The organism is Duganella guangzhouensis (assembly GCF_009674535.1).
Classification (GTDB): Bacteria; Pseudomonadota; Gammaproteobacteria; order Burkholderiales; family Burkholderiaceae_D; genus Rugamonas; species Rugamonas guangzhouensis.
In genome coordinates, this window is the sequence record NZ_WKJK01000004.1 from 17,441 (window position 1) to 38,566 (window position 21,126).

Genomic DNA, 21,126 nt, shown 5'->3' on the forward strand with positions numbered 1-21,126 from the left:
CAACATGAGCAATGAGATTTACGATTACATTATTGTGGGAGCGGGACCCGCTGGTCTCCAACTGGGATATTTCCTGAAACGTGCAGGAAGGAAGTTCATCATATTGGAAAGTGGCCCCTCCGCCGGTACTTTTTTTAAACAGTACCCGCGTCACCGCAAACTGATCTCCGCCAATAAAGTTCACACCGGCTACGACGACAGCGTACGTAATATGCGCTGGGATTGGAATTCGCTAATCAGCGACGATGAAAGCCTGCTGTTCAAACACTTTAGCCGCGAGTTTTTCCCTAGTGCTGACGTAATGGTCGACTATCTGCAGGCATACGCAGAAAGGCTGGATTTGCCAGTGCGCTATGACGCGCGGGTCGAGCAGATTTCCCGCAACGAACACTTCAGCGTGCGCACCGCCGATGGGGAAACGGTTGCCGCTCATCGCCTGGTGATGGCAACCGGCGTCAGCCAGCCCTACATTCCCGACATCCCTGGCGTCGAGCATGCGGAAGTGTACACCGACGTTTCAGTGGAACCTGAAGACTTTGCCGGCCAGCGAGTGCTGATCGTCGGAAAAGGCAATTCAGCCTTCGAGACAGCCGACAACATCATCGGCACTGCGTCGCGCATCTATGTCTGCAGTCCTACTCCGATCACCCTGGCATGGAAGAGCAAGTTCGTCGGCCACCTGCGTGCCGTCAACAACAACTTCGTTGATACCTACCAGCTGAAGCTGCAAAACGTCATGCTGGACGCCGAGCTGGTTGGCGTTAAGAAAAAGCAAAACGGTAAGCTGGAAACCACCTTCCACTACGTCCATGCCGATGACGAAGTGGAGGTGATGGAATTCGACCGGGTCATCCTGTGTACCGGTTTCCGGTTCGACGCCTCGCTGTTCGATGCCTCATGCCGCCCCGAACTGGCGATCAAAAACCGCTTCCCAGCCCAGACCAGCGCCTTCGAATCGAGGAACGTCAAAGACCTGTATTTCGCCGGCACCATCATGCAAGAGCGTGATTTTAAGAAAAAACAGTCCGGCTTTGTCCACGGATTCCGCCACAACGTCGAGGGCCTGTTCAACATCCTCGAATCGCGCTACTTCGGCACCCCATTACCTGCGGAGATGTTGGCGGCCCACCCCAGCAAGCTCGCAGCTGCAATTCTGGCTCGGGCTAACCGCAGCCCCGGCATCTGGCAACAGACCGGTTTTCTGTGCGATGTCATCGTCCGCTCAGCCGATGGCGAGAGCTATCTGTACCACGAAAATTTGCCGACCCAGTATGTGCACGACAGCCACTTAAGCAAGAACAAGGAGTACTACGTCGTGACGCTCGAATTCGGCATCGACATCATCTACGCCAGCCCCGATCCGCTGGCAGTAGAACGCATCCACAAAGATGACGTGGAGCGGGCGCACTTGAGCACAGGCATCCATCCGATCATACGCCGCTATTCCCACGGACAGCTGCAAGCCGAACACCACGTAGTAGAAGACATTATCCCGGAGTGGGATGAGGAAGCGGTTCATGTGAAACCACTTGAGCAGTTCCTCGCCAGCACGGAGCTGGCAAAAGCCGCCTGAATCGATTTGGGTTGGTACGCCAGCCCAGGTTTTGTAGCACCGAAGTTGTCCCTTAAACTTTTTAGGAGAAGCAAATGTCCGGTATCACCCCGTTCGAACTCGCCACCCATCCTACTGCAGGCAAAACCATGTTCCAGCTACCTAAACTGGAATGTAAAATCGTCCATGGTATTCCTTACGAGGCGGGCTCCACCGAAACGAAAAAGCCACACATTCCTGGCACCGGGGGGAAGCCTGTTGAAGGCATCACACCGGAAACCACCGGCTGCCGCGAAATCACCTTCTCGCTGTTCGAGCTGGCACCGGGTGCTGAGGACGGTCCTGTCCATATCCATGAGCACGAGACAAGCGGCTACGTTGTCAGCGGTGCGCTGGCATTGATGCACGGTGATGGCCTTGAAAAGTATGAAATTGCCAAAGCCGGTAGCTTCGTCTTCGTGCCGCCGGGTGTGCCGCACTTTATCGAGAACGCCAGCCAGGAAGAGCCTTGCGCCGTGCTGCTGACACGCTACGTCACTGAAACGGACACCACCGCAGTCATCCTGCCGGACATGGAAAAGTTGCGTCTCGCCCGCAAACAACATCTCACTGCTGCGGCTGCCTGAGCGCACCGCTCACTTAGGCCATAGGCCGTGCTTCCACCTGCATCCAGCGCAGCGGTTGCACGGCCTAATGCAAGCGATTCCACGTTCATCCAGAGGAGGAGCTCTATGAAACGACCACAGCACATAGCAATAGTAGGCGCTGGCCTCGTGGGCTGCATGCTGGCGACGCTGCTTGCCCGGCGAGGCCACATGGTCAGTGTGTTCGAAAAGCGCGAAGAGTCCGCGACCCTGACCAATTCGACCGGCCGCTCCACGCATCTGGCTATTTCAGCGCGTGGATGGCGAGCCATTGAAGCTATTGACGCCGGACCTGAAGTGCTGAGATCAGCACTGCCCCTGAAGGGACGCCGTATTCATTCAGCAAATGGCATGGAACAAATCTTTCAGCCCTACGGAGACGACGAGCAAGCCATTTTCGCGATTCACCGCAATGTGCTTAATCGTATTTTGGCCCGGATTTGCGCCAGCACTGCCGGCGTAACAATGCATTTCAGCCACCAATGCATGCACGTTGACGCGTCCGGCGGCGTACTCGAGCTGACAAACAGTTTGACTGGCGAAGGTCTGACTGTCCAAGCCGACTATATTTTCGCGGCCGACGGCGCCTTTTCCAAGGTACGCGAACGGGCCACCGGGAGTACGCGCATCCGTAGCGCAGTACAATTCGAATCGTTCGGCTACAAAGAAGTGACAATACCCGTTGCAACTGCGGCTAGCCTTGAACCCGACGCCATGCATGCCTGGCCACGCGGGGAAGTGTCGTTGTTTGCTTTTCCCAATCCAGACCGCACATTCACCGCAACCCTGCTCGCTCCATTTAAAGGTCCGAATGGCTTTACCAATATTTGCACTGCAGAGGATGTGGAGCGCGTATTCGCCCAGCGCTTTCCCGACGTAGCCGCCGGACAGCTGTGTGCGGAATTGCTTGCTAATCCAGTTAATTCACTAGTCACCGTCCGCTGCACGCCCTGGACTATCGACGGCCGCTTGGCGCTGCTGGGCGACGCGGCTCACGCCATGGTGCCCTTTCTTGGTCAGGGGATGAACGCCGGCTTCGAAGATTGCATGGCAATCACAGAGATGCTCGACCAGCACGACGAGGACTTTCGTGCAGTATTGAGTCGCTACGAGCAGTTGCGGAAACCGCATTGCGACGCAGTTACCACAATGTCTGCCAACACATTCGATGAACTGACCAAGCAGGTCGCCAGCGCCCACTTTCACCTGAAAAAGCAACTGGAGCGCACAATTCACAGGCTGTACCCGGAGCGCTTCGTTCCACCATACGAGCTGATCGCGTTCACCCATGTGCCGTATGCCGAAGTACAACGACGCATAGAGCAGCTGGATAACATCGCTGAAGAGCTGGTAAGGCGTATTGGCCCCCAAGGTATGCAGGACGAAAATACTGTCGAGCACCACATCCAAACTTATATTACCGAATTAACGGGAGACGCGTGTGAAGCCTAGACTCATCAGTACCAAGCTATGTCCTTATGCCCAGCGCTGCGCCATCGTATTAGCGCACAAAAACGTCGCCCATGAGATCGAATTTATCGACCTTAACAACCCGCCGGCGTGGTTTCAGGACGTCTCTCCTCTGAAAAAAGTCCCGGCCCTGGTGGTCGGCGTTCACGCATTTTTTGGCTCGTCGGTAATCAACGAATATCTTGACGCACAGTACCCGCAACCGCTGCACCCGATCAATGACCTGGAAAAAGCCGTAAACCGCAGCTGGATCGAGTTCGGTGGTGAATGTCTCTCCGATATCGGTGCGATGATGCTGAGCAAGACCGAGCAGGACGCCACCAATGCCCGTGCTGCACTGCTCAACAAATTCGACCATCTTGAAAAGGTTGTCGGTACAGGTCCCTACTTCAACGGTTCCAGCTTCTCGCTGGTGGATGCTGCGTACGCCCCCTCTTTCCAGCGGATCGACTACCTGAATGCACTGTGGCCTGGCGCCTGGGATGCGCAGCGCCATCCGAAGACCATTGCCTGGAAAGACAACCTGCTGCTACATCCGGCAGTGGTGGAGTCCACCATCGGTGGCCTGAGGGAGCTGTTCTATGATTTTATTCGACGCCGAGAGGGCTATGCTACGCGCTTTATGTGAACCATTGCACAGTCTAGCGTCAATGTTAATATTTTGGTAAATTCATCATTACAATCCATCGCACCACAATATAGGAGCACTCGATGTTTATCGTCCTACTGAAATTTTCCGACAACAAGAGCCGTGCAGGCGACTTCATGCAAGGTCACAATGACTGGGTAAAGCAAGGCATAGACGATGGCAAATTTTTGCTGGTCGGCAGCATTAAACCCGGCGCTGGCGGCGCAATCATTGCAATCGACAGTTCGCTGGCCGCATTGCAGAATCGTGTCAACACCGACCCATTCGTGATCGAAAATATCGTACGTGCCGAGATCCTAGAGATTGCTCCCGGTCGATACGACGACCGCCTAGCATTTCTGGCTGAGTGACATTAACGTGGCCACCGCAACCGCGCAAAAGCATGGCCGCGATATAGCAACTACTAAAGAAAGGAGTTCTCATTGAATACCGTCATCATCGAAGAAGATGGCAAGCCACGTTGCCGGTGGTGCACAGCAGCCCCGGAGTTTCTGCACTATCACGACGTGGAATGGGGCTTTCCAGTTGTTGATGACATCCGCCTCTTTGAAAAAATCTGCCTCGAAGGCTTCCAGTCCGGCCTGAGCTGGCGGACTATTCTCGCCAAGCGCGAGAATTTCCGCCTCGCGTTTCATGGTTTTGATTTCAATAAGATCGCATCTTATACCGAACGGGACGTTGCCCGGCTACTCGCTAACGAAGGTATTGTCCGGCACCGCGGCAAAATTGAAGCAGTCATCAACAACGCCAAGCGCGCCAAAGAGATGGTCGCCCAGGAGGGATCGCTTGCTGCTTTCCTATGGAAGTATGAACCAGCAACTGGCGACCTGGCACCGCCACAGAGCGCGTCAACCTCGTCAGAATCGCACACGTTGTCGAAGGACCTGAAAAAGCTTGGTTGGAAATTCGTCGGTCCGACTACCGTCTATGCATTCATGCAAGCTATGGGGCTAATCAACGATCATGCTGATACGTGCGTCATTCGAGAGCAGGCTGAACGCGCACGTCAGCAACTCAAGCGTCCATGACGTTTTTGGCGAACGAATTTCGCAAAGCAGATATCGGTCTGCCGCACCAAGGCGCTCCTACATCGCCGGCTACTAGTAAGCTGTCACGATAGGCTTCCATCTATGAGAGATCTGACAATGTGATCGAGCTTTTCCGATGCCGAGTACGTCAGCGAGGAGAAACTAGCGGCACGACCGGGCTCCAGCCAAGAAATACTCTCAACGTATCAGGATGTAGCTAAGTAGAGGCGCCACAATTCGAAATCATACTTCTGCTATCGCCTTTGATGCCGCCACCGCGAAGCTCATGCGATAAATCCTCCATGAACAAAGATGCTTCCTCTACCGATCTGGATTGCACAAATACCCCCGACACGAGGCACTCGTCTAGCTGCGTGGGTTCTAGCAGCTGACGCCCGAGTGACCGTGCAGTCATTTCATCCAAATTTCACCTTCGCCTTTCCTCAACCTACGGATCTGATCGCAAAAGCACTTCTCTACCATCGCAAAATGGTTAGCTCTATGAGAATCGCCTGCGCACTACTGAGCGCTCTCTGAGTTCGCTCTACTAAGCAATCGATCTCTGTTCGCCCGCTTTCGAGCGCCCGATAGCCAAGCAACATATTTCAGATTTTTCCAAGATTCACGGAACATGAACTTTGGAAAAATCTGAAAATACGGACGTAGGCGGCGGCGCCCCCCTTGCAGATGGCGGGACCGTGATCATTTTAGTTGAAGCGAGTAGAACACCAGGCTGCGAGTAATAATTGTTCGACAGGCTGAATTTTTCTCAACGGACTGGCGTAACGTGATAACAGACTGTGGCTTTCATCCAGCGTTGAAGGCAGCCAAGCAAAATCAACGCATCTTCTGAATCGCGTTAGGAATTCATGGAAGCTTTTGCTTAGATCTAAGGCGTTCGAAATGTGAATGCTACGTAGCTTTGCATGGGGTGTAAGTACGCCTGCTGCTCTTGCCTCATGTTGAAATTTCCCCCTTGCTTCAGCTACTTGTATAGTTCCATCTTCGTTATTTAAAGTGAGAGCATTGATAAATTCAGTGAGCCACTTAAAATTATCGACGTCCTGCTGTGTCTGCAAATGGATAGGAAGTGGACAGAAATCTTGCATCCCAGGTGTAAGCCAATGAAAGCCTTGCCGCTGCGCTAGCGGTGGTGCCGCTACTAACAGTGGTCGGGCATGCTCCAAACAGATCCATGCGCCGGGATACTGATGCGCCAGCCGCCAATACGACATTCCAATGTTCTTCTGATCCTCCCTGACGCAGTCAGGGCATCCTTTCAAAGGATGGTAAGCTCTGAACCGACCGACCGAGAGGCCCAACGGGAAGTTGAGCATGTTCGCAGCAGGCTTTCTTCTCGCTTCAATCAATCTTTTGTCGCTGCCAGACAAGAAAATTTTATAAAATCGATAATGTGTATGGTAGTTCAACACATATTCTGCAGTGCCAAGCGCTTCTTCTGTCCGCCTAGCGAAAACATCTATCTCTCGGAGATCGTCATGCAAGCTCGTGCCTGAGGCGGTGCCGAAAAAATCGCTAATCACTGCTTCAGGCGCTGCCATACCTCTCAGAAAATGGTTTCTTGCGATCAAGCTGTATAGGCTCTCCCCAGGTAACCAATCCAAGACAAGTCCCTCTATTGGATCAAGCTGCGCGACTCTACGATCATTTTCTTCGGTACACATCTTTTTCTGACTATATTTGTTCATTTGCGACTATATTTTTCTTTTTTCGACTTTTTTTGGTTGGATTATTTCAGTCTTCCAGACGGCGGGTATAAAAAATCTGTTTAAAATAGCTTGCTATTAGATCGCGCGCTATGTATAGTGTGTACATGGGCGCTGCGAACAGCGCAAGTTGTAGTAGATTAGCAAGCTGTTATGCCTTACGGTAGATAGCAAGCGATTTAATAGTTGACTATATTTGATGTATCACTCACTGAAAGGAATCATCATGTCGCTCGAAAAAGTTCTGTACACCGCACACGCTAAAACCACTGGCGGCCGCGAAGGCCAATCCGCTTCGTCGGACGGCCATCTGACCGTCAAGCTGAGCACCCCGAAAGAACTGGGCGGCGGTGGCGGCGAAGGCACCAACCCTGAACAGCTGTTTGCCTCGGGCTATGCAGCCTGCTTCATCGGCGCGATGAAATTCGTCGGTGGCCGCGACAAGATCGCCGTGCCGGCTGACCTGTCGGTGGAAACCTCGGTCGGCATCGGCCCTCTGCCAACCGGCTTCGGCATCCAGGTTGAGCACAAAATCTCGCTGCCAGGTCTGGACCGCGAAACCGCGCAGAAACTGGTCGACGCCGCGCACATCGTCTGCCCGTACTCGAACGCCACCCGTGGCAACATCGACGTCACCCTGACCATCGTTTAATCGGCCAGGTCGGCCGGTGTCACTTACAATCGCTGTTTTGACCTATCGGGGAAAACAAGATGATTGAGTGGCACTGGCTGGCGTTTGACGATATTCCGCGCGCGGACTGGTATGAGGTGCTGAGCCAGCGGCAGGAGGTGTTCATCCTTGAGCAGACCTGCCTTTATCCCGACATCGACGGTGCCGATCCGGTCTGCCATCACTTGATGGGCTGGCGCGAGATCGACGGTCAGCGCACGCTGGTGGCTTACCTGCGCTGCGTGCCGCCGGGCGTGAAATACGACGAGATGTCGCTCGGACGCGTGCTGACCACGCAGGCCGGGCGCGGCTCCGGCATCGGCCGCGAGCTGCTGGCCAAGGCGATTCCACTGAGCGAGGCGCTGCATCATGGCCATGCGTTCCGCATCGGCGCGCAAGCGCATCTGGAACAGTTCTATGCCAGCTTTGGCTTCCGCAAAGTGACCGAGCCGTATGATGAAGACGGCATTATGCATATCGACATGGTGCGTCCTTAAAAGGTCAGGATGAAGCGCGCGCCGGCGCCGACCCGGCGCGCATAGCGCACCGTGCCGCCGTTGGCGTGCACCAGGTGCCGCACCATCGCCAATCCAATGCCCCTGCCCTGCTTTTTGGTTGAGAAGAACGGGGTGAAGATGTGGGCGGCCAGCGCTTCCGGCACGCCGGGACCGTGGTCTGTCACTTCGATGCGCAGGCGTCCGCCGCGACTCAGGCGCGCGCTGACCTGGGCTTGCGGTTTTTCTGTCGCCGCTTCGGCGGCATTCTTCAGCAGGTTGATGAGGGCTTGCTCCAGCTGCCCCGGATCGATCATCACTTCCAGCGACGCTGGCTCCACCGAGAAGGTCAGTTTGCCGCCTTGCGCCTGCCATTGCGGGGCGAGTAGCGCGTGCAGGCGTTCGAACAGTTGTTCCAGCAGCACGCGCTGCGGCTGCGCTTGCGGCACGGTGGACAGGCTGCGGTAGCTGCCCACGAAGTCGACCAGGCTGGCGGCGCGGCGGGCGATGGCGTCCAGCGCGGTGTTCAGATCAGCGTGAATGTCGGGCGGCAGGCTGACGGTGGCTTCGTCCAGCAGGCCGCAGGCGGTGCGCGACAAGGAGGCGACCGGGGTCAGGGAGTTCATGATTTCGTGGGTCAGCACTTGCACCAGTTCGCGCCAGGCGTTGAGGGCTTCGGCTTCCAGTTCGCTTTCCACCGGCATCAGCGCGGCCAAGCGTTGGCTGGCGCCTTGCACGGTGAGGGCGGAAATGGCGACCAGCGCGCGTTCGGCACCGCGTTCGGTGTCGAAGCTGACCAGTTGACGTTGGCCGACCGGTTGTGCGGCCAGTAATTGATGCAGCTCCTGTGGCGCGATGGCGCGGCCAGGGGCCAGCAGGCGCCGGGCGCTGGCGTTAAGCGGGGCGACTGCGCCCTGGCCGCTGGCGTGGTCGATCTGGAAGAGAGCGATTGGGGCGTGTTCAAGGCGGGCTTCCAGCGTCATGATGGCGCTGGCCGGTGGCTGCGACGATGCGCCAGGTGCGGCCTCGCTGTGCTCCATTCGCGGCAGGCGCGGGGCGAGGCGGCGCAGGAATTGCCACAGCAGGCTGGCCGGGGCGATAGCGAGCAGGCCGCACAGGACGATGCGGCGCGACTCGGGCGCGGATGACAGCAGGTCGGCGGCGGCTGTCAATGCCATCAGCCCGACCGCGCCGGCCGCCACGCCCAGCTTGAGCGCGCGCTCAGATGCCATGCTTGCCCAACTTGCGATACAGCGCCGCGCGGCTGATGCCCAGCGTCTTGGCGGCGTGGCTGATGTTGCCGTTGAACTGGGACAGCGTCGCCGCAATCGCGGATCGTTCTATGGCTTCCAGCGTCATGTCGCCAGCAACCGCGCCAGCGGCGATGGCGGGCGCCAAGCCGGCCTCCTGGCCAGCGCTGGCGACGACAGCGGCACCGCTGGTGGCAAGCGCGAAATCGGCGAGGCCATATTCCGTGCCCTGTCCGAGGATGACGGCGCGTTCGCAGGCATGGCGCAGCGCGCGCACATTGCCGGGCCAATCGTGCCGCGCCAGCGCGTCCATTGCGGCGGCGGAGACATTGCGCGCCGGCCGCTGATACTGCGCCTCATACAGCTTCAGATAATGCGCCGCCAGCAGCGGCACGTCCTCGCGCCGCTCGCGCAATGGCGGCACCCGCAGCACAATGGTATTCAGCCGGAACAACAAATCCGCCCGAAACACCGACGGATCGAACAAGCGCGCCTCATCCAGATTGGTGGCGCTGATGATGCGCACGTCGATTGCCTCCGGTTTGTCGGCGCCGATCGGCGTTACCTCGCGCCGCTCCAGCGCCGTCAACAGCTTGGCCTGCGCCGCCAGCGGCATATTACCTATCTCGTCCAAAAACAGAGAACCGCCGCGTGCCGCCTGGAAGCGCCCCGCCCTGTCAGCCTTCGCATCCGTGAACGAACCCTTGCGATGCCCGAACAACTCACTCTCAAACGTCGACTCGGGCAGCGCGCCCATGTCCACCGCCAGCAGCGTGCCGGCCGCGCGCTTGGAGGCCGCATGAATCGCCCGCGCCACCAACTCCTTGCCGACGCCATTCTCACCCAGCACCATCACATTCGCCTCGGTCGGCGCCACGCTGGCGATCAGCGCCTTCAACTCGCGCATCGCCCGCGACTCGCCCATCAGCTCCGGCGAGCCAACGGCGCCGCCTCGCAAGGCCGCGCGCCGCGCCAGCGCCTGATCCACCGCCGCGATCAGGCGCGCGTTATCCCACGGCTTGGTGATGAAGTCCCCCGCCCCGCGCTTCAGTGCCTCCACCGCCAGTGGCACATCGGCATACGCCGTCATCGCGATCACCGCCGGTGGCTGCGTCTGCGCACGCAGCAGATCGAGCAGCGCCAAGCCCTCCGCGCCATTGATACGGCCCGGCGTGAAATTCAGATCCAGCAGCACCACGTCCGGCACGCCGCGCGCCAGCAATGCCGGCAAAGCGGATGTGTCGGACAGCGTGGCCACCTGGCCATAGCGCCGGCGCAGCAGCAATTGCGCTGCGGTGGCGACATCGGCATCGTCATCGAGAATCAGGATATGGGCGGAAGTCATGTGGCCATTCTAGCAGCCGAAAATCACGCTGTGGTGGCCCCGCGCGCGACACACGCGGACACTGTCCACTAGCGAACAGGCGGCGGTGTTCGGAAATGAACACTTACCCGCTCCGGCCGCGCTAAAAGCGGCTTTTTGGCCATGGCACACGGTTTGCAGTAAGGCGGTTATGCACATCAAAAAAAATCCTGCCATCGCCACACCACCCGCCAGCGGCGCGGCGATGGACATCATCGTCCCGCGCCGGCGCGGCAAGCGCATCGCCATCGCGGTCGGCACGGTCACGCTGATCGCCATCGCCGCCGCGCTGCTATGGCACTGGATGCCGCGCGGCCTGCAAATCGACGGCAGCGATCTGCGTATCGGCCAGGCCGCGCGCGGCGTGTTCGTCGACGAAATCGTGGTGCGCGTCAATGCCGAACCGCTCAACGCCGTGATCCTGGACGCGGTCGAATCCGGCCGTGTGGAAGAAGTGTTCGCCGCCGATGGCGCGCTGGTGAAAAAGGGCCAGCTACTGTTCCGCATCTCCAACCCGCAGCGCAATCTGGAACTGCTGGCGCGCCAGTACGAACACTCGGTCAGCACCTTCAACCTGTCCAATCTGCGCGTGCAGCAGCAGGCCAGCGCCAGCGACCATCAACGTCGTCTGGACGACCTGCAGTTCGCGCTCGACCAGGCGCGCAAGCAGCACGCCCGCAATGCCAGGCTGGCGGCGCAGGGCTTCATCTCCAGCGTGGCGCTGGAAGAATCCGAGGACAAGCTCGCGCAGCAGGAGCGCGCGCTGAAACAGGAGCAGCAGGCCAATGCCGCCGAATCGAATGTGCGTCAGCACGCCGAGCAGCAGCTGGAAGGTTCGATTCGCGGACTGGACTCGGGCCTCAAGCTGGTCTCCGCCACTGTCGACGCATTGGCGGTGCGGGCGCCGGTGGCGGGACGGCTGACCAACTTCCGCCTGCAGGTGGGTGAATCCATCGCCACCGGCAAAAACATCGGCCGCATCGACGATCCGGAGCGCTTCAAGCTCACCGCCAGCGTGGACGAGTACTACCTTAACCGCATGGCGGTCGGCCGCCACGGCAGCGTCAAGCAGGATGAACGCAACTACGCGGCCGACATCAGCACCATCTACCCGCAGATCAAGGATGGTCGCTTCACCGTGGAGCTGGTGTTCACCAACGGCCAGCCGCCAGTGCTGAATCCCGGCCAAGGACTGGACGCGCGCATCACGCTGGGTGAATCGGCGCCGGCGCTGCTGCTGCCCAACGGCGCTTTCATCAACGACAGCGGCGGCGCCTGGGTCTACGTGCTGGATGCGGCGGGCCGCAGCGCCGAACGGCGCACGGTGCGCGTCGGCCGCCGCAACAACGGCCAGATCGAAGTGCTGGATGGCCTGGCGGCGGGCGAGCGGGTGATCCTGTCCAGCTACGCCGCCTACGGAAATTCACCACGATTGCAGATAACGCAGTAACCTTTCACTACTCTCACCATAAGGCAGCGCACATGCTCAAACTCGTCGGCATCAGCAAAGTTCACCAAGCGGGAGAAGTCCAGACCACGGCGCTTGACCGCATCGACCTGGAAATCGAGGCGGGCGAATACGTCGCCATCACCGGGCCGTCCGGCTGCGGCAAATCCACCATGCTCGGCATCCTCGGCCTGCTGGACAAGCCAACGCGCGGCGAATACTGGTTCGAAGGCCAGAACGTGGCCGGCTGGAGCGAGGCGCAGTTGAACAAGCTGCGGCGCGGCCGCATCGGCTTCATTTTCCAGAGCTTCAATTTGATCGAAGAACTGACCGTGTTCGAAAACGTCGAACTGGCGCTGGAATACAACGGCACGCCAGCGCGCGAACGGCGCGAACGCGTGACGGCCATGCTCAACAAACTGGGCGTCGGCCACCGCGCCAAACACCGGCCGTCGCAACTGTCTGGCGGCCAGCAGCAGCGGGTAGCGATTGCGCGTGCGCTGGTGTCCGGCCCCGCCGTGCTGCTGGCCGACGAACCGACCGGTAACCTCGACAGCGCGCACGGCGATGAAGTCATGCGCCTGCTGCGCGACATCAACGCCGAAGGCACGACGGTGGTGATGGTGACACACTCGCCCGACCACGCCGCGCAAGCCTCGCGCACCCTGAATCTGCTGGACGGCCGCGTTATGGTCGATGCGCTACAGGCAGCATGATGCTGCGCGACTTCCGCATCGGCTGGCGGCTGCTGGTGCAGCAGCCGGCTTACTCGCTGGTGGTGATCGGCGGGCTGGCGGTGGGCTTTGCCGCCTGCTTCCTGTTGTTCGGCTATGTGGCGTTCTGCCTCAACTACAACAGCCATATTCCGGACAATGACCGTCTGGTGATGATTAAGGCGCGCATCAACCTGATCCCGCGTCCGACATGGAATCTCGATGTCGCCCTGAATCTGCGCGACGCCGCGTTGAAAAGTGGACTGGCAAGTGATGCCAGCATCGCCGAGTACACTAATCGCCACACCATGCGCGCAGGGACCGAGCTGCACGCCGTGACGCTGATGGCGGTGGATCCGGTGGCGCCCAAACTGTTTGCCCTCGCAGCACAGGAAGGCGATCTGCAATCTGCGCTTACACAGCCAGACGGGGTGGCACTGACGCGCAGCGGCGCCGCTAAACTGTTCGGCTCCCGGCCAGCCTTAGGGCAGCAAGTCAGTTACGGCAACACCACGCTGCAGGTGCGCGCGCTGCTGCCTGATCCGCCGGCCAACAGCAACGAACGCTATGAAGCGCTGGTGGGTTCGGCCAGCAGCGCCTGGGACGAGCGCAACGAGATCGCCAGCGGCAATGAGATGGGGCATGTCTATGTCAAACTCAAACCCGGCGCCTCGATAGCAGCACTGGCGATGCTACTGCAGGCAGATGTGGAAAACACGCCTTTTGTCCACGACCTGAAAAATTCTTCGATGGCGTCTGGCCTCAACGGTCGTAACGTCACCGACATCCGCCTCGTAACGGTGCGCGACCTGTATTTCGATGACGACCTGGCCAGCAGCGGCAGCGACGACTATGGCCATCGCAGCAGCGTCATCGGCCTGGCCGCAGGCGGCTTGTTGATATTGGCGCTGGCTACCATCAACTACATCAATCTGGCCACCGTACGCACCCTGCGCCGCCAGCGCGAAATCGGCCTGCGCAAACTACTCGGCGCCAGCGCGGCCCAACTGGCACGCCAGTTCCTTGGCGAGGCAATACTGGTCACCATGCTGGCCGCTTTGGCAGGCATGCTGTTGGCCTGGCTGCTGCTGCCAACCTTCTCCGACCTGCTCAACCGCGACTTCACCAGCATGTTCACGCCATCGCATGTGATGGCGGCGCTGGCATTCAGTTGCGTCATCGGGCTGGCGGCCGGCGCTTATCCCGCCTGGGTGGCGCAGCATGCACTGCCGGCGGTGGTGCTGGCGGGACGCGACAACAGCGAAACCGCTGCCGGCCTGTGGGCACGACGCGTACTGACAGTCCTGCAATTCGCCAGCGCCATGGCGCTTTGCGCCGCCACGCTGGCGGTCAGCTGGCAGACCTGGTATGCCAGCCACGCTTCACCGGGCTTCGATACACGCCATTTGCTGGTCTCGCACCTGGCCTGGGGCGCGGAAAACCAGCCCGCCAGCGACGCCTTTCTGGAACAGTTGCGCCGCGTACCCGGTATAGAAGGCGTGGCTACCATCACCGAGGCGGTGGGACGTGATGGCAACAAGCGCGTGGACATGCTGACCACCAAGGGCGGCAACCAGATCACGATCGAGTCCAAGGGCGTGAGTCCCAACTGGTTCGATGTGATCGGCGTGCAGCCACTATTCGGCCGCTTCTTCCATGCCAACCTGAATCCGCATGATGAAAAGGACAGCGACGGTGTGGTCCTGAACAGCTCTGGTGCATTGGCGTTCGGCTTCAAGACGCCGCAGGAAGCTGTTGGCCAGACGCTATCCGATGGCATACAGGTGATCGGCATCGCACCGGACATTCGCTTCCAAGGTCTGTATGCCGCGCCTGTGCCACTGATGTTCCGCGTCCGCGCCAACGTCATCGTGATGATACGCACCAGTGCCACGCTGGAAGCGGCTTATCGCAGCATTGAACCGGTATGGCGTCGCAACTTCCCCAACGCCATCCTCGACCTCAAGACCCAGCAGGCGATCATCGCGGATCGCTACGCCGACGATGCGCGTCTGATGCGCATCCTGGCCATCTCCAGCGCCATCGCAATCACGCTGGCGGCATTCGGTATCTACGTGCTGTCGGCCTACAGCGTGCAGCGCAGCCGGCGCGAGATCGTGATACGCAAGCTGCACGGCGCCGGACCGCGCGACATCGCGCTGATGATGATGCGGGAATTCGGCCTGCTGGTCGGCGCCGGTGCGGTGATCGGCCTCCCGCTTGCCGCCATCGCCACACAGCGTTATCTGGCCAACTACGCCGAACACGCGCCGATCGGCGGCTGGACGCTGCTGGCCGCACTGTTGCTGGCGATTCTGGTCACGCTGCTGGCCACTACCCGCAACACCTGGTCGGCCATGCGCATGCCACCGGTACTCGCTTTGAAAGATTGATCCTATGACCTTGCGCGACTTTCGCATCGGCTGGCGGCTGCTGGTGCAGCAGCCGGCTTACTCGCTGGTGGTGATCGGTGGGCTGGCGGTGGGCTTTGCCGCCTGCTTCCTGTTGTTCGGCTATGTGGCGTTCTGCCTCAACTTCAACAGCAGCATCCCGGATAATGATCGCGTGGTCGCGGTCAAGCAGCGCATCAATGTCTTTCCGCGTCCCGATTGGCAGTTGATAGCGCTGCTGCGCTTGCGCGACGTGGCGCGCGATAGCGGCATGGTCAGTACCTCCATCATGATGCGTAATCTGGACACACCATTGCGCGCCGGTGCCGAGCTGCGCGCGCTCGATCTGCAAGTAGCCGATCCGGATTTCCGCACACTGTTCGGTATCCATGCCATCGAAGGCGATCTCCAGGCTGCGCTGACGCAACCGGATGGCCTGGCGCTGACGCGGCTCGCCGCCGCCAAGCTGTTTGGTACACGACAGGCGCTGGGACAAAGCGTGCAAGCCGGCGACGTGACGCTGCAAGTGCGCGCCCTGCTGCCCGATCCGCCGGCCAACAGCAGCCTGCAATATGAAGCGCTGGTCGGCACCGCCAGCAGCGCCTGGCCGGAGCGCGATACGGCGTTCAGCAAGAATGGACGCGGCAGGCTGTACATGAAACTCAAACCGGATGCCTCGCCCGCCACACTGACGGCGCTGCTGCAGGAGGCCAGCGAGCGCGATCCGTTCAATCAGCGCATGCGCAACGGTGCCATGGGCAAAAGCCTGAATGGCCGCAATGTCGCCGACATTCGCCTGCTGCCGCTACGCGATGCCTACTTTGACGAGGACATGGCGGCCAGTCGCAGCGGTGAAAGCTATGGCCGTCGCAGCAGTGTCTATGGCTTGGCGGCGGGCGGCTTGCTGATCCTGCTGCTGGCGGCGATCAACTACGTCAACCTGGCCACCGTGCGCACGCTGCGGCGTCAGCGCGAAATCGGCCTGCGCAAGCTGCTCGGCGCCAGCGCCGGCCAGCTGATACGCCAGTTCCTCAGCGAGGCGATCCTGACTACGCTGCTGGCCGCCGTCCTCGGGCTGATGCTGGCGTGGCTGCTGCTGCCAACCTTCTCGGACCTGCTCAACCGCCGGCTGGATGGCATGTTCACGCCGCTGCATTGCGTGATCGCGCTGGGCTTCAGCATCGTCATCGGCGTGTGCGCCGGCGCCTATCCGGCCTGGCTGGCGCGGCACGCATTGCCGGCCACCGCGCTGGCGGGACGCGACAACAGCGAAACCATGGCCGGCCTGTGGTTGCGCCGCGTGCTGACCGTGCTGCAATTCGCCAGCGCGATGGCGCTCAGCGCAGCCACGCTGGCCGTCGGCTGGCAGACCTGGTACGCCAGCCATGCCTCGCCGGGACTGGATATCGCACGCCTGTTGCTACTGGACCTGCCGGGCGACAGGGGCGGCAAGCCGGCGGCCGACGCCTTCCTCGATCAATTGCGGCGCCTGCCGGGAGTGGACAGCGTCGCCACCATCTCCGAAGCTGTGGGACGCGATGGCCTCAAGATCATCAACGTCACCGCCACAAGGGACGGCAATGAGATTCCATTGGAAGCCAAATACGTCAGTCCCAACTGGTTCGACGCCAATGGCTTGCGGGCGCTGTATGGCCGTACCTTCAATCCGCGCATCGATCCGCACGACGACAAGGACATCGGCGGCGTGCTGCTGAACGCCGAGGGCGCGGCGGCGCTGGGCTATGCCACGCCGCAGGAAGCGGTCGGCCAGACGCTGCCGCCGGCCGGCGCGCAGATTATCGGCATTGCGCCGGAGGTCCGCTATCAGGGCCTGCACGCGCCCTCCAAAGCGCTGGTGTACCGCGTGCGGTCAGGTGAGGTGGTCATGCTGCGCACCGCGCTGTCACCGCAAGCGGCATACGCGCTGATTGAACCGCTATGGCAGCGCAACTTCCCCAACGCCATCCTGGAAATTCAGACGCAGCAAGCGGTGCTGGCCAACCGCTACGCCGGCGACGCGCGTCTGATGCGCATCCTCGCCATCAGCAGCCTGACCGCGATTGCGCTGGCGGCGTTCGGCATCTACGTACTGTCGGCCTACAGCGTGCAGCGCAGCCGGCGCGAAATCGTGCTGCGCAAGCTGCACGGCGCCGCCGGCAAGGATATCGCGCTGATGCTGGCACGCGAGTTCTCGGCGCTGGTGGCGGCCGGTGCCATCATCGGCCTGCCGTTGGCGGCGCTGGCCACGCAGCGCTACCTGGCCGGCTATACCGAACACGCGCCGGTCGGCATCTGGACGCTGGCGGCCGCGCTGCTGCTGGCGGTGCTGGTGGCGCTGCTGGCCACTACCCGACACACGCTGACGGCCATGCGCATGCCACCAATGCTCGCCCTGAAGGATTGAGTCATGATGAACTTCCGTATCAGCTGGCGCCTGATGCTGCGCCATCCGCTCAGCACCGCCGTGGAGCTGCTTGGCCTGGCGATCGGTTTTGCCGCCTGCTTTCTGCTGCTCGGCTTTGTGGCCTACTCGTTCAACTACGACCATGATGTGCCGGAGCGCGATCACGTCTACGTCATCAAACACCGGCTGAACTTCATCCCGCAGCCACAATGGCTGGAGTACACGCCGTTCCCGCTGCGCGAGGTGGCGCTGCGCAGCGGACTGCCGTTGCAGGCCAGCGTGTGGTGGCCGGTCAAGGTGGTGCAGAACGTCCAGGGCAAGCTGCGCGAGGTGGAGATCACCACGGTCGATCCTGAGTTTGAGCAGATCGCCGGGCTGCGCGCGCTGCAGGGCGATCTGCATCAGGCGCTGACCCGGCCCGACAGCGTGGCGCTGACGCAAACGGCGGCGCGACAACTGTTGGGTACCGCCGATGCGCTAGGCCGCACCATCGTCATCAACCTGCAACCGCTGCAGGTGCGCGCGGTGCTGCCGGACCGGCCGATCAATAGCACACTGCAGTTCGGCGTGCTGGTCGGCATCGACACTGCACTGTGGACCGAGCAAGAGCAGCAAGCCGCGCTGACCAACTGGATGGGTATCTCCGGCCGCATTTATGTGAAGAGCAGCGCCAGCCCGCAGGCGCTGCAAAAAGTGCTGCAGGACGTGATCGACAAAGCGCCATGGGACAACCTGTCGACGCCGGAAATGAAGTCGGCGCTGGCCGGGCGCAAGATGGTCGACATCGCCCTCGGTCCGCTGTCCGAGGCCTATTTCGATCGTAGCGTCGCCAACACCATGGGCACCGGCCCGCGCGGCGACATGCGCATGGTGCTGGCGCTGGGCGCGGCCGGCTTGCTGATCCTGCTGCTGGCGGTGATCAACTACATCAATCTGGCCACCGTGCGCACCTTGCGGCGCCAGCGCGAGATCGCGGTGCGGCGCGTGATGGGCGCCACCACGCGCCAGCTGCTGGCGCAATTCATGACCGAAGCGATGACGTTGTCGCTGGCCGCCGCCACGCTGGGGGTGCTGCTGGCGTGGCTGCTGCTGCCGCTGGCCAACGAGCTGCTGCAACGCCAGCTGGACGGCATCTTCACGCCTTCGACGGTGGCGGCCTGCCTGGCCTCCGGCCTGCTGGTGGGCGCGCTGGCCGGCGTCTATCCGGGCTGGCTGGCGCGTGGCGTCGACATGCAGGCCACGCTGGCGCAACGCAGCGGCGAGACCGCCGGTGGCGCCTGGCTGCGGCGGGTGCTGACCGCGCTGCAGTTCGCCGCCGCGATGGGCATGGGCAGCGTGGCGCTGGCGGTGCTGTGGCAGACCCGCTTTGCCGCCTCGGCACCACCGGGCTTCGATCCGGCGCCGCTGCTGGTGATCGATAGCCAGATCGCGCTGAATCTGCCGCCCGCGCCGGCGCTGCGCGAGGCGCTGGCACAGTTGCCGGGCGTGGCCGGTGTGGCATCCAGCCTCAATGTCCCCGGCCGCGACGACCACACCGGCACGCGCGGCAGCACCACCGTCAAGCGCGTGGATGGCAGCAACGTGGCGCTGGCGATTCAGTTTGTCGACGCCGACTTTTTCAACGTCTATGGCCTGCGTCCGCTGAACGGCAGACTGTTCGACCAGCGCGAACGCGCCACCGCCGACGATGGCGAGAAAAACGTGGTCATCAACCTGGCGGCGGTCAGCGCGCTGGGCTGGGCCTCGCCGCAGCAGGCGCTGGGTCAGCGCATCAACGGCAGCCCATGGCGGGTCATCGGCGTGGCGCCGGACCTGATGTGGGAAACCCTGCGCGATCCGGTGCGGCCGATGATGTACGAGCAGACGCTCAGGAGCGGCCTGCTGACCGTGCGCCTGAACCGCCCCCGGGCCGAGATGGAACCAGCCATCGCCGCCGTCTGGCAGCGCTACTACCCGGCGCAACCGGCGGTGATCCGCAGCGCCGGCAGCTACTACCAGCTGGCCTATAGCGACGATTTGCGGTTGGCGCGCATGCTGGCCTGCGCCACGGCGGTGGTACTGGTAATGGCGGCCTTCGGCACCTATGTGCTGGCGGCGCACAGCGTGCAGCGGCGCGCGCGCGAGATCGTGCTGCGCAAGCTGCACGGCGCCGGCCGCGCCGCCATCGCGGTGCTGGTCGGCCGCGAGTTCCTGCTGCTGACGGCGGTGGCGGCGCTGCTGGCGCTGCCGCCGGCCTGGCTGGCGATTGCACGCTATCTGGCGCCGTTCACGGCGCGCTCGCCGCTCGGCCACTGGGCGCCACCGGCCGCGCTGGCGCTAGCGCTGCTGGTGGTGGCCGGCGCCGCCGCGCGCCACACCTGGTCGGCCATGCAAATCGCGCCGGCGCGCGCGCTGCGCGAATAAAAAAAGCGGCCCGCAGGCCGCTTTGGTGCTGGCGCCGGGCGCCGTGATGCTTACTTGATGGTTTCCACCGTGATGTCGAATACCAGCGCCGAGTTGGCTGGAATCAGTACCACGCCGCTGGAATCGTATTTCACAGTCGTGCCGTAGGCTTCGCTGGCCGGGATGACAATGGTGCGGGTGCCGCCCACCTTCATGCCGATCATGCCGGTGCTGAAGCCGGTCACCACCGAGCTGCTGCCCACCACCACGCTGAGCGCGGTATCGGTGCTGGCGGTGTTGGTGTCGAACTGGGTGCCCTTGCGATTGGTGCGGGTGCCGTCATACAGCCAGCCGGTGTAGCGCACGGTGACGGTGTTGCCGTTGGCAACCACGGCGTCGCCGGTGCCGACGGTTTCGGACAGCGTGGTGGTGGTGCTCGGTGCCGGGGTGCTGACGATGTACACGCCCTTGGTCACGTTGACCATCTCGAAGTCATACACCATCGGCGAGTTGGCCGGAATCGCCGGATAGCCCTTGGTTTTGTCGGCGTCGCGCGAGCTGCTGCCGTAGGCGTAGGCCGCCGGCAGGATCACGGTGACCTTGCCACCCGGCTGCATGCCCAGCAGCGAACGGTCCCAGCCGGTCAGCAACGCGCCCACGCCGACGGTGGCGGTGTAGGTGCCGCCCGAGAAGTCGGCCGAGGTCTCCACCAGCGAGCCCTTGAAGTCGGACTTGGTCGAGTCGTACAGATAGCCGGTGAACTTGAAGGTGATCAGGTCGCCCGCTGCGGCCACCGTGCCGCTGCCGGTGGCAACCGTGGTCAGTTTGTAATCCGGCTGCACGATGGCAGCGGCTTCAGTTACTTTCTTGCCGCCGCCGCAGGCGGTCAACACCACTACGCAAACCGCAGCGGCGATAAATTGCAACATCGCTTTCATATTTA

The 21,126-nt window shown here is 61.3% G+C and carries 17 protein-coding genes; 13 read left to right on the forward strand and 4 right to left on the reverse strand.

Annotated features, from left to right (window positions below):
* Window positions 1-4 precede the first annotated feature (4 nt).
* From GJ699_RS08715 to GJ699_RS08740, 6 genes are all read left to right on the forward strand, one after another.
* Window positions 5-1,573 carry an NAD(P)-binding domain-containing protein gene (locus GJ699_RS08715; protein ID WP_154375177.1) on the forward strand — a complete coding sequence of 523 codons (1,569 nt, stop codon included), beginning with the start codon at window positions 5-7 and terminating at the stop codon, window positions 1,571-1,573.
* A gap of 74 nt (window positions 1,574-1,647) precedes the next feature.
* Window positions 1,648-2,178, forward strand: coding sequence for a cupin domain-containing protein (locus GJ699_RS08720; protein ID WP_154375179.1), 531 nt, complete (start codon window positions 1,648-1,650; stop codon window positions 2,176-2,178).
* Window positions 2,179-2,283: 105 nt separating this feature from the next.
* Entirely contained in the window at window positions 2,284-3,648 is a 1,365-nt protein-coding gene (locus tag GJ699_RS08725) for an FAD-dependent oxidoreductase (RefSeq protein WP_154375181.1), read from the forward strand.
* Window positions 3,638-4,294, forward strand: a complete 657-nt coding sequence (locus tag GJ699_RS35295; RefSeq protein WP_154375183.1) for a glutathione S-transferase family protein — start codon at window positions 3,638-3,640, stop codon at window positions 4,292-4,294. Before GJ699_RS08725 ends, GJ699_RS35295 begins: the two co-directional genes overlap by 11 nt.
* An 83-nt stretch (window positions 4,295-4,377) precedes the next feature.
* Complete coding sequence (locus GJ699_RS08735; RefSeq protein WP_154375185.1) at window positions 4,378-4,665, forward strand: YciI family protein; 288 nt, start codon at window positions 4,378-4,380, stop codon at window positions 4,663-4,665.
* A gap of 72 nt (window positions 4,666-4,737) precedes the next feature.
* Entirely contained in the window at window positions 4,738-5,343 is a 606-nt protein-coding gene (locus tag GJ699_RS08740; RefSeq protein WP_154375187.1) for a DNA-3-methyladenine glycosylase I, read from the forward strand.
* Window positions 5,344-6,050: 707 nt separating this feature from the next.
* Here GJ699_RS08740 and GJ699_RS08745 read toward each other — a convergent pair.
* A complete protein-coding gene (locus GJ699_RS08745; protein ID WP_154375189.1) occupies window positions 6,051-7,052 on the reverse strand; it encodes a TniQ family protein in 1,002 nt (333 codons plus the stop codon).
* A 244-nt stretch (window positions 7,053-7,296) separates the two neighbouring features.
* Between GJ699_RS08745 and GJ699_RS08750 the strand changes: the two genes are divergently transcribed.
* On the forward strand, window positions 7,297-7,722 hold the full coding sequence (locus GJ699_RS08750; protein WP_154375191.1) for an organic hydroperoxide resistance protein: 426 nt from the start codon (window positions 7,297-7,299) through the stop codon (window positions 7,720-7,722).
* A 59-nt stretch (window positions 7,723-7,781) separates the two neighbouring features.
* On the forward strand, window positions 7,782-8,237 hold the full coding sequence (locus tag GJ699_RS08755; protein WP_154375193.1) for a GNAT family N-acetyltransferase: 456 nt from the start codon (window positions 7,782-7,784) through the stop codon (window positions 8,235-8,237).
* On the opposite strand, the gene GJ699_RS08760 is transcribed toward GJ699_RS08755, so the two are convergent.
* Window positions 8,234-9,466: a sensor histidine kinase gene (locus GJ699_RS08760; protein ID WP_154375195.1), complete on the reverse strand. Its 1,233-nt coding sequence runs from the start codon at window positions 9,464-9,466 to the stop codon at window positions 8,234-8,236. The genes GJ699_RS08755 and GJ699_RS08760 overlap by 4 nt on opposite strands.
* Entirely contained in the window at window positions 9,456-10,829 is a 1,374-nt protein-coding gene (locus GJ699_RS08765) for a sigma-54-dependent transcriptional regulator (RefSeq protein WP_154375198.1), read from the reverse strand. Before GJ699_RS08765 ends, GJ699_RS08760 begins: the two co-directional genes overlap by 11 nt.
* Window positions 10,830-10,998: 169 nt before the next feature.
* Between GJ699_RS08765 and GJ699_RS08770 the strand changes: the two genes are divergently transcribed.
* Genes GJ699_RS08770 through GJ699_RS08790 form a run of 5 tightly spaced genes read left to right on the forward strand, consistent with a single transcriptional unit; the run spans window position 10,999 to window position 20,204 of the window.
* Window positions 10,999-12,297 (forward strand): efflux RND transporter periplasmic adaptor subunit, encoded by a 1,299-nt coding sequence (locus GJ699_RS08770; RefSeq protein ID WP_229262024.1) that lies wholly within the window; start codon window positions 10,999-11,001, stop codon window positions 12,295-12,297.
* Window positions 12,298-12,329: 32 nt separating this feature from the next.
* The gene (locus tag GJ699_RS08775; protein WP_154375200.1) at window positions 12,330-13,010 is read left to right on the forward strand and encodes an ABC transporter ATP-binding protein; all 681 of its coding nucleotides are present in this window, start codon (window positions 12,330-12,332) and stop codon (window positions 13,008-13,010) included.
* Window positions 13,007-15,400 carry an ABC transporter permease gene (locus GJ699_RS08780; RefSeq protein ID WP_154375202.1) on the forward strand — a complete coding sequence of 798 codons (2,394 nt, stop codon included), beginning with the start codon at window positions 13,007-13,009 and terminating at the stop codon, window positions 15,398-15,400. The genes GJ699_RS08775 and GJ699_RS08780 overlap by 4 nt, the downstream gene beginning before the upstream one ends.
* A gap of 4 nt (window positions 15,401-15,404) precedes the next feature.
* Entirely contained in the window at window positions 15,405-17,801 is a 2,397-nt protein-coding gene (locus GJ699_RS08785; protein WP_154375204.1) for an FtsX-like permease family protein, read from the forward strand.
* 3 nt (window positions 17,802-17,804) lie between these two features.
* A complete protein-coding gene (locus GJ699_RS08790; RefSeq protein ID WP_154375206.1) occupies window positions 17,805-20,204 on the forward strand; it encodes an ABC transporter permease in 2,400 nt (799 codons plus the stop codon).
* A 50-nt stretch (window positions 20,205-20,254) separates the two neighbouring features.
* Here GJ699_RS08790 and GJ699_RS08795 read toward each other — a convergent pair whose 3' ends face one another.
* Window positions 20,255-21,112, reverse strand: a complete 858-nt coding sequence (locus GJ699_RS08795; RefSeq protein ID WP_229262025.1) for an FKBP-type peptidyl-prolyl cis-trans isomerase — start codon at window positions 21,110-21,112, stop codon at window positions 20,255-20,257.
* Between the last annotated feature and the right edge of the window lie 14 nt (window positions 21,113-21,126).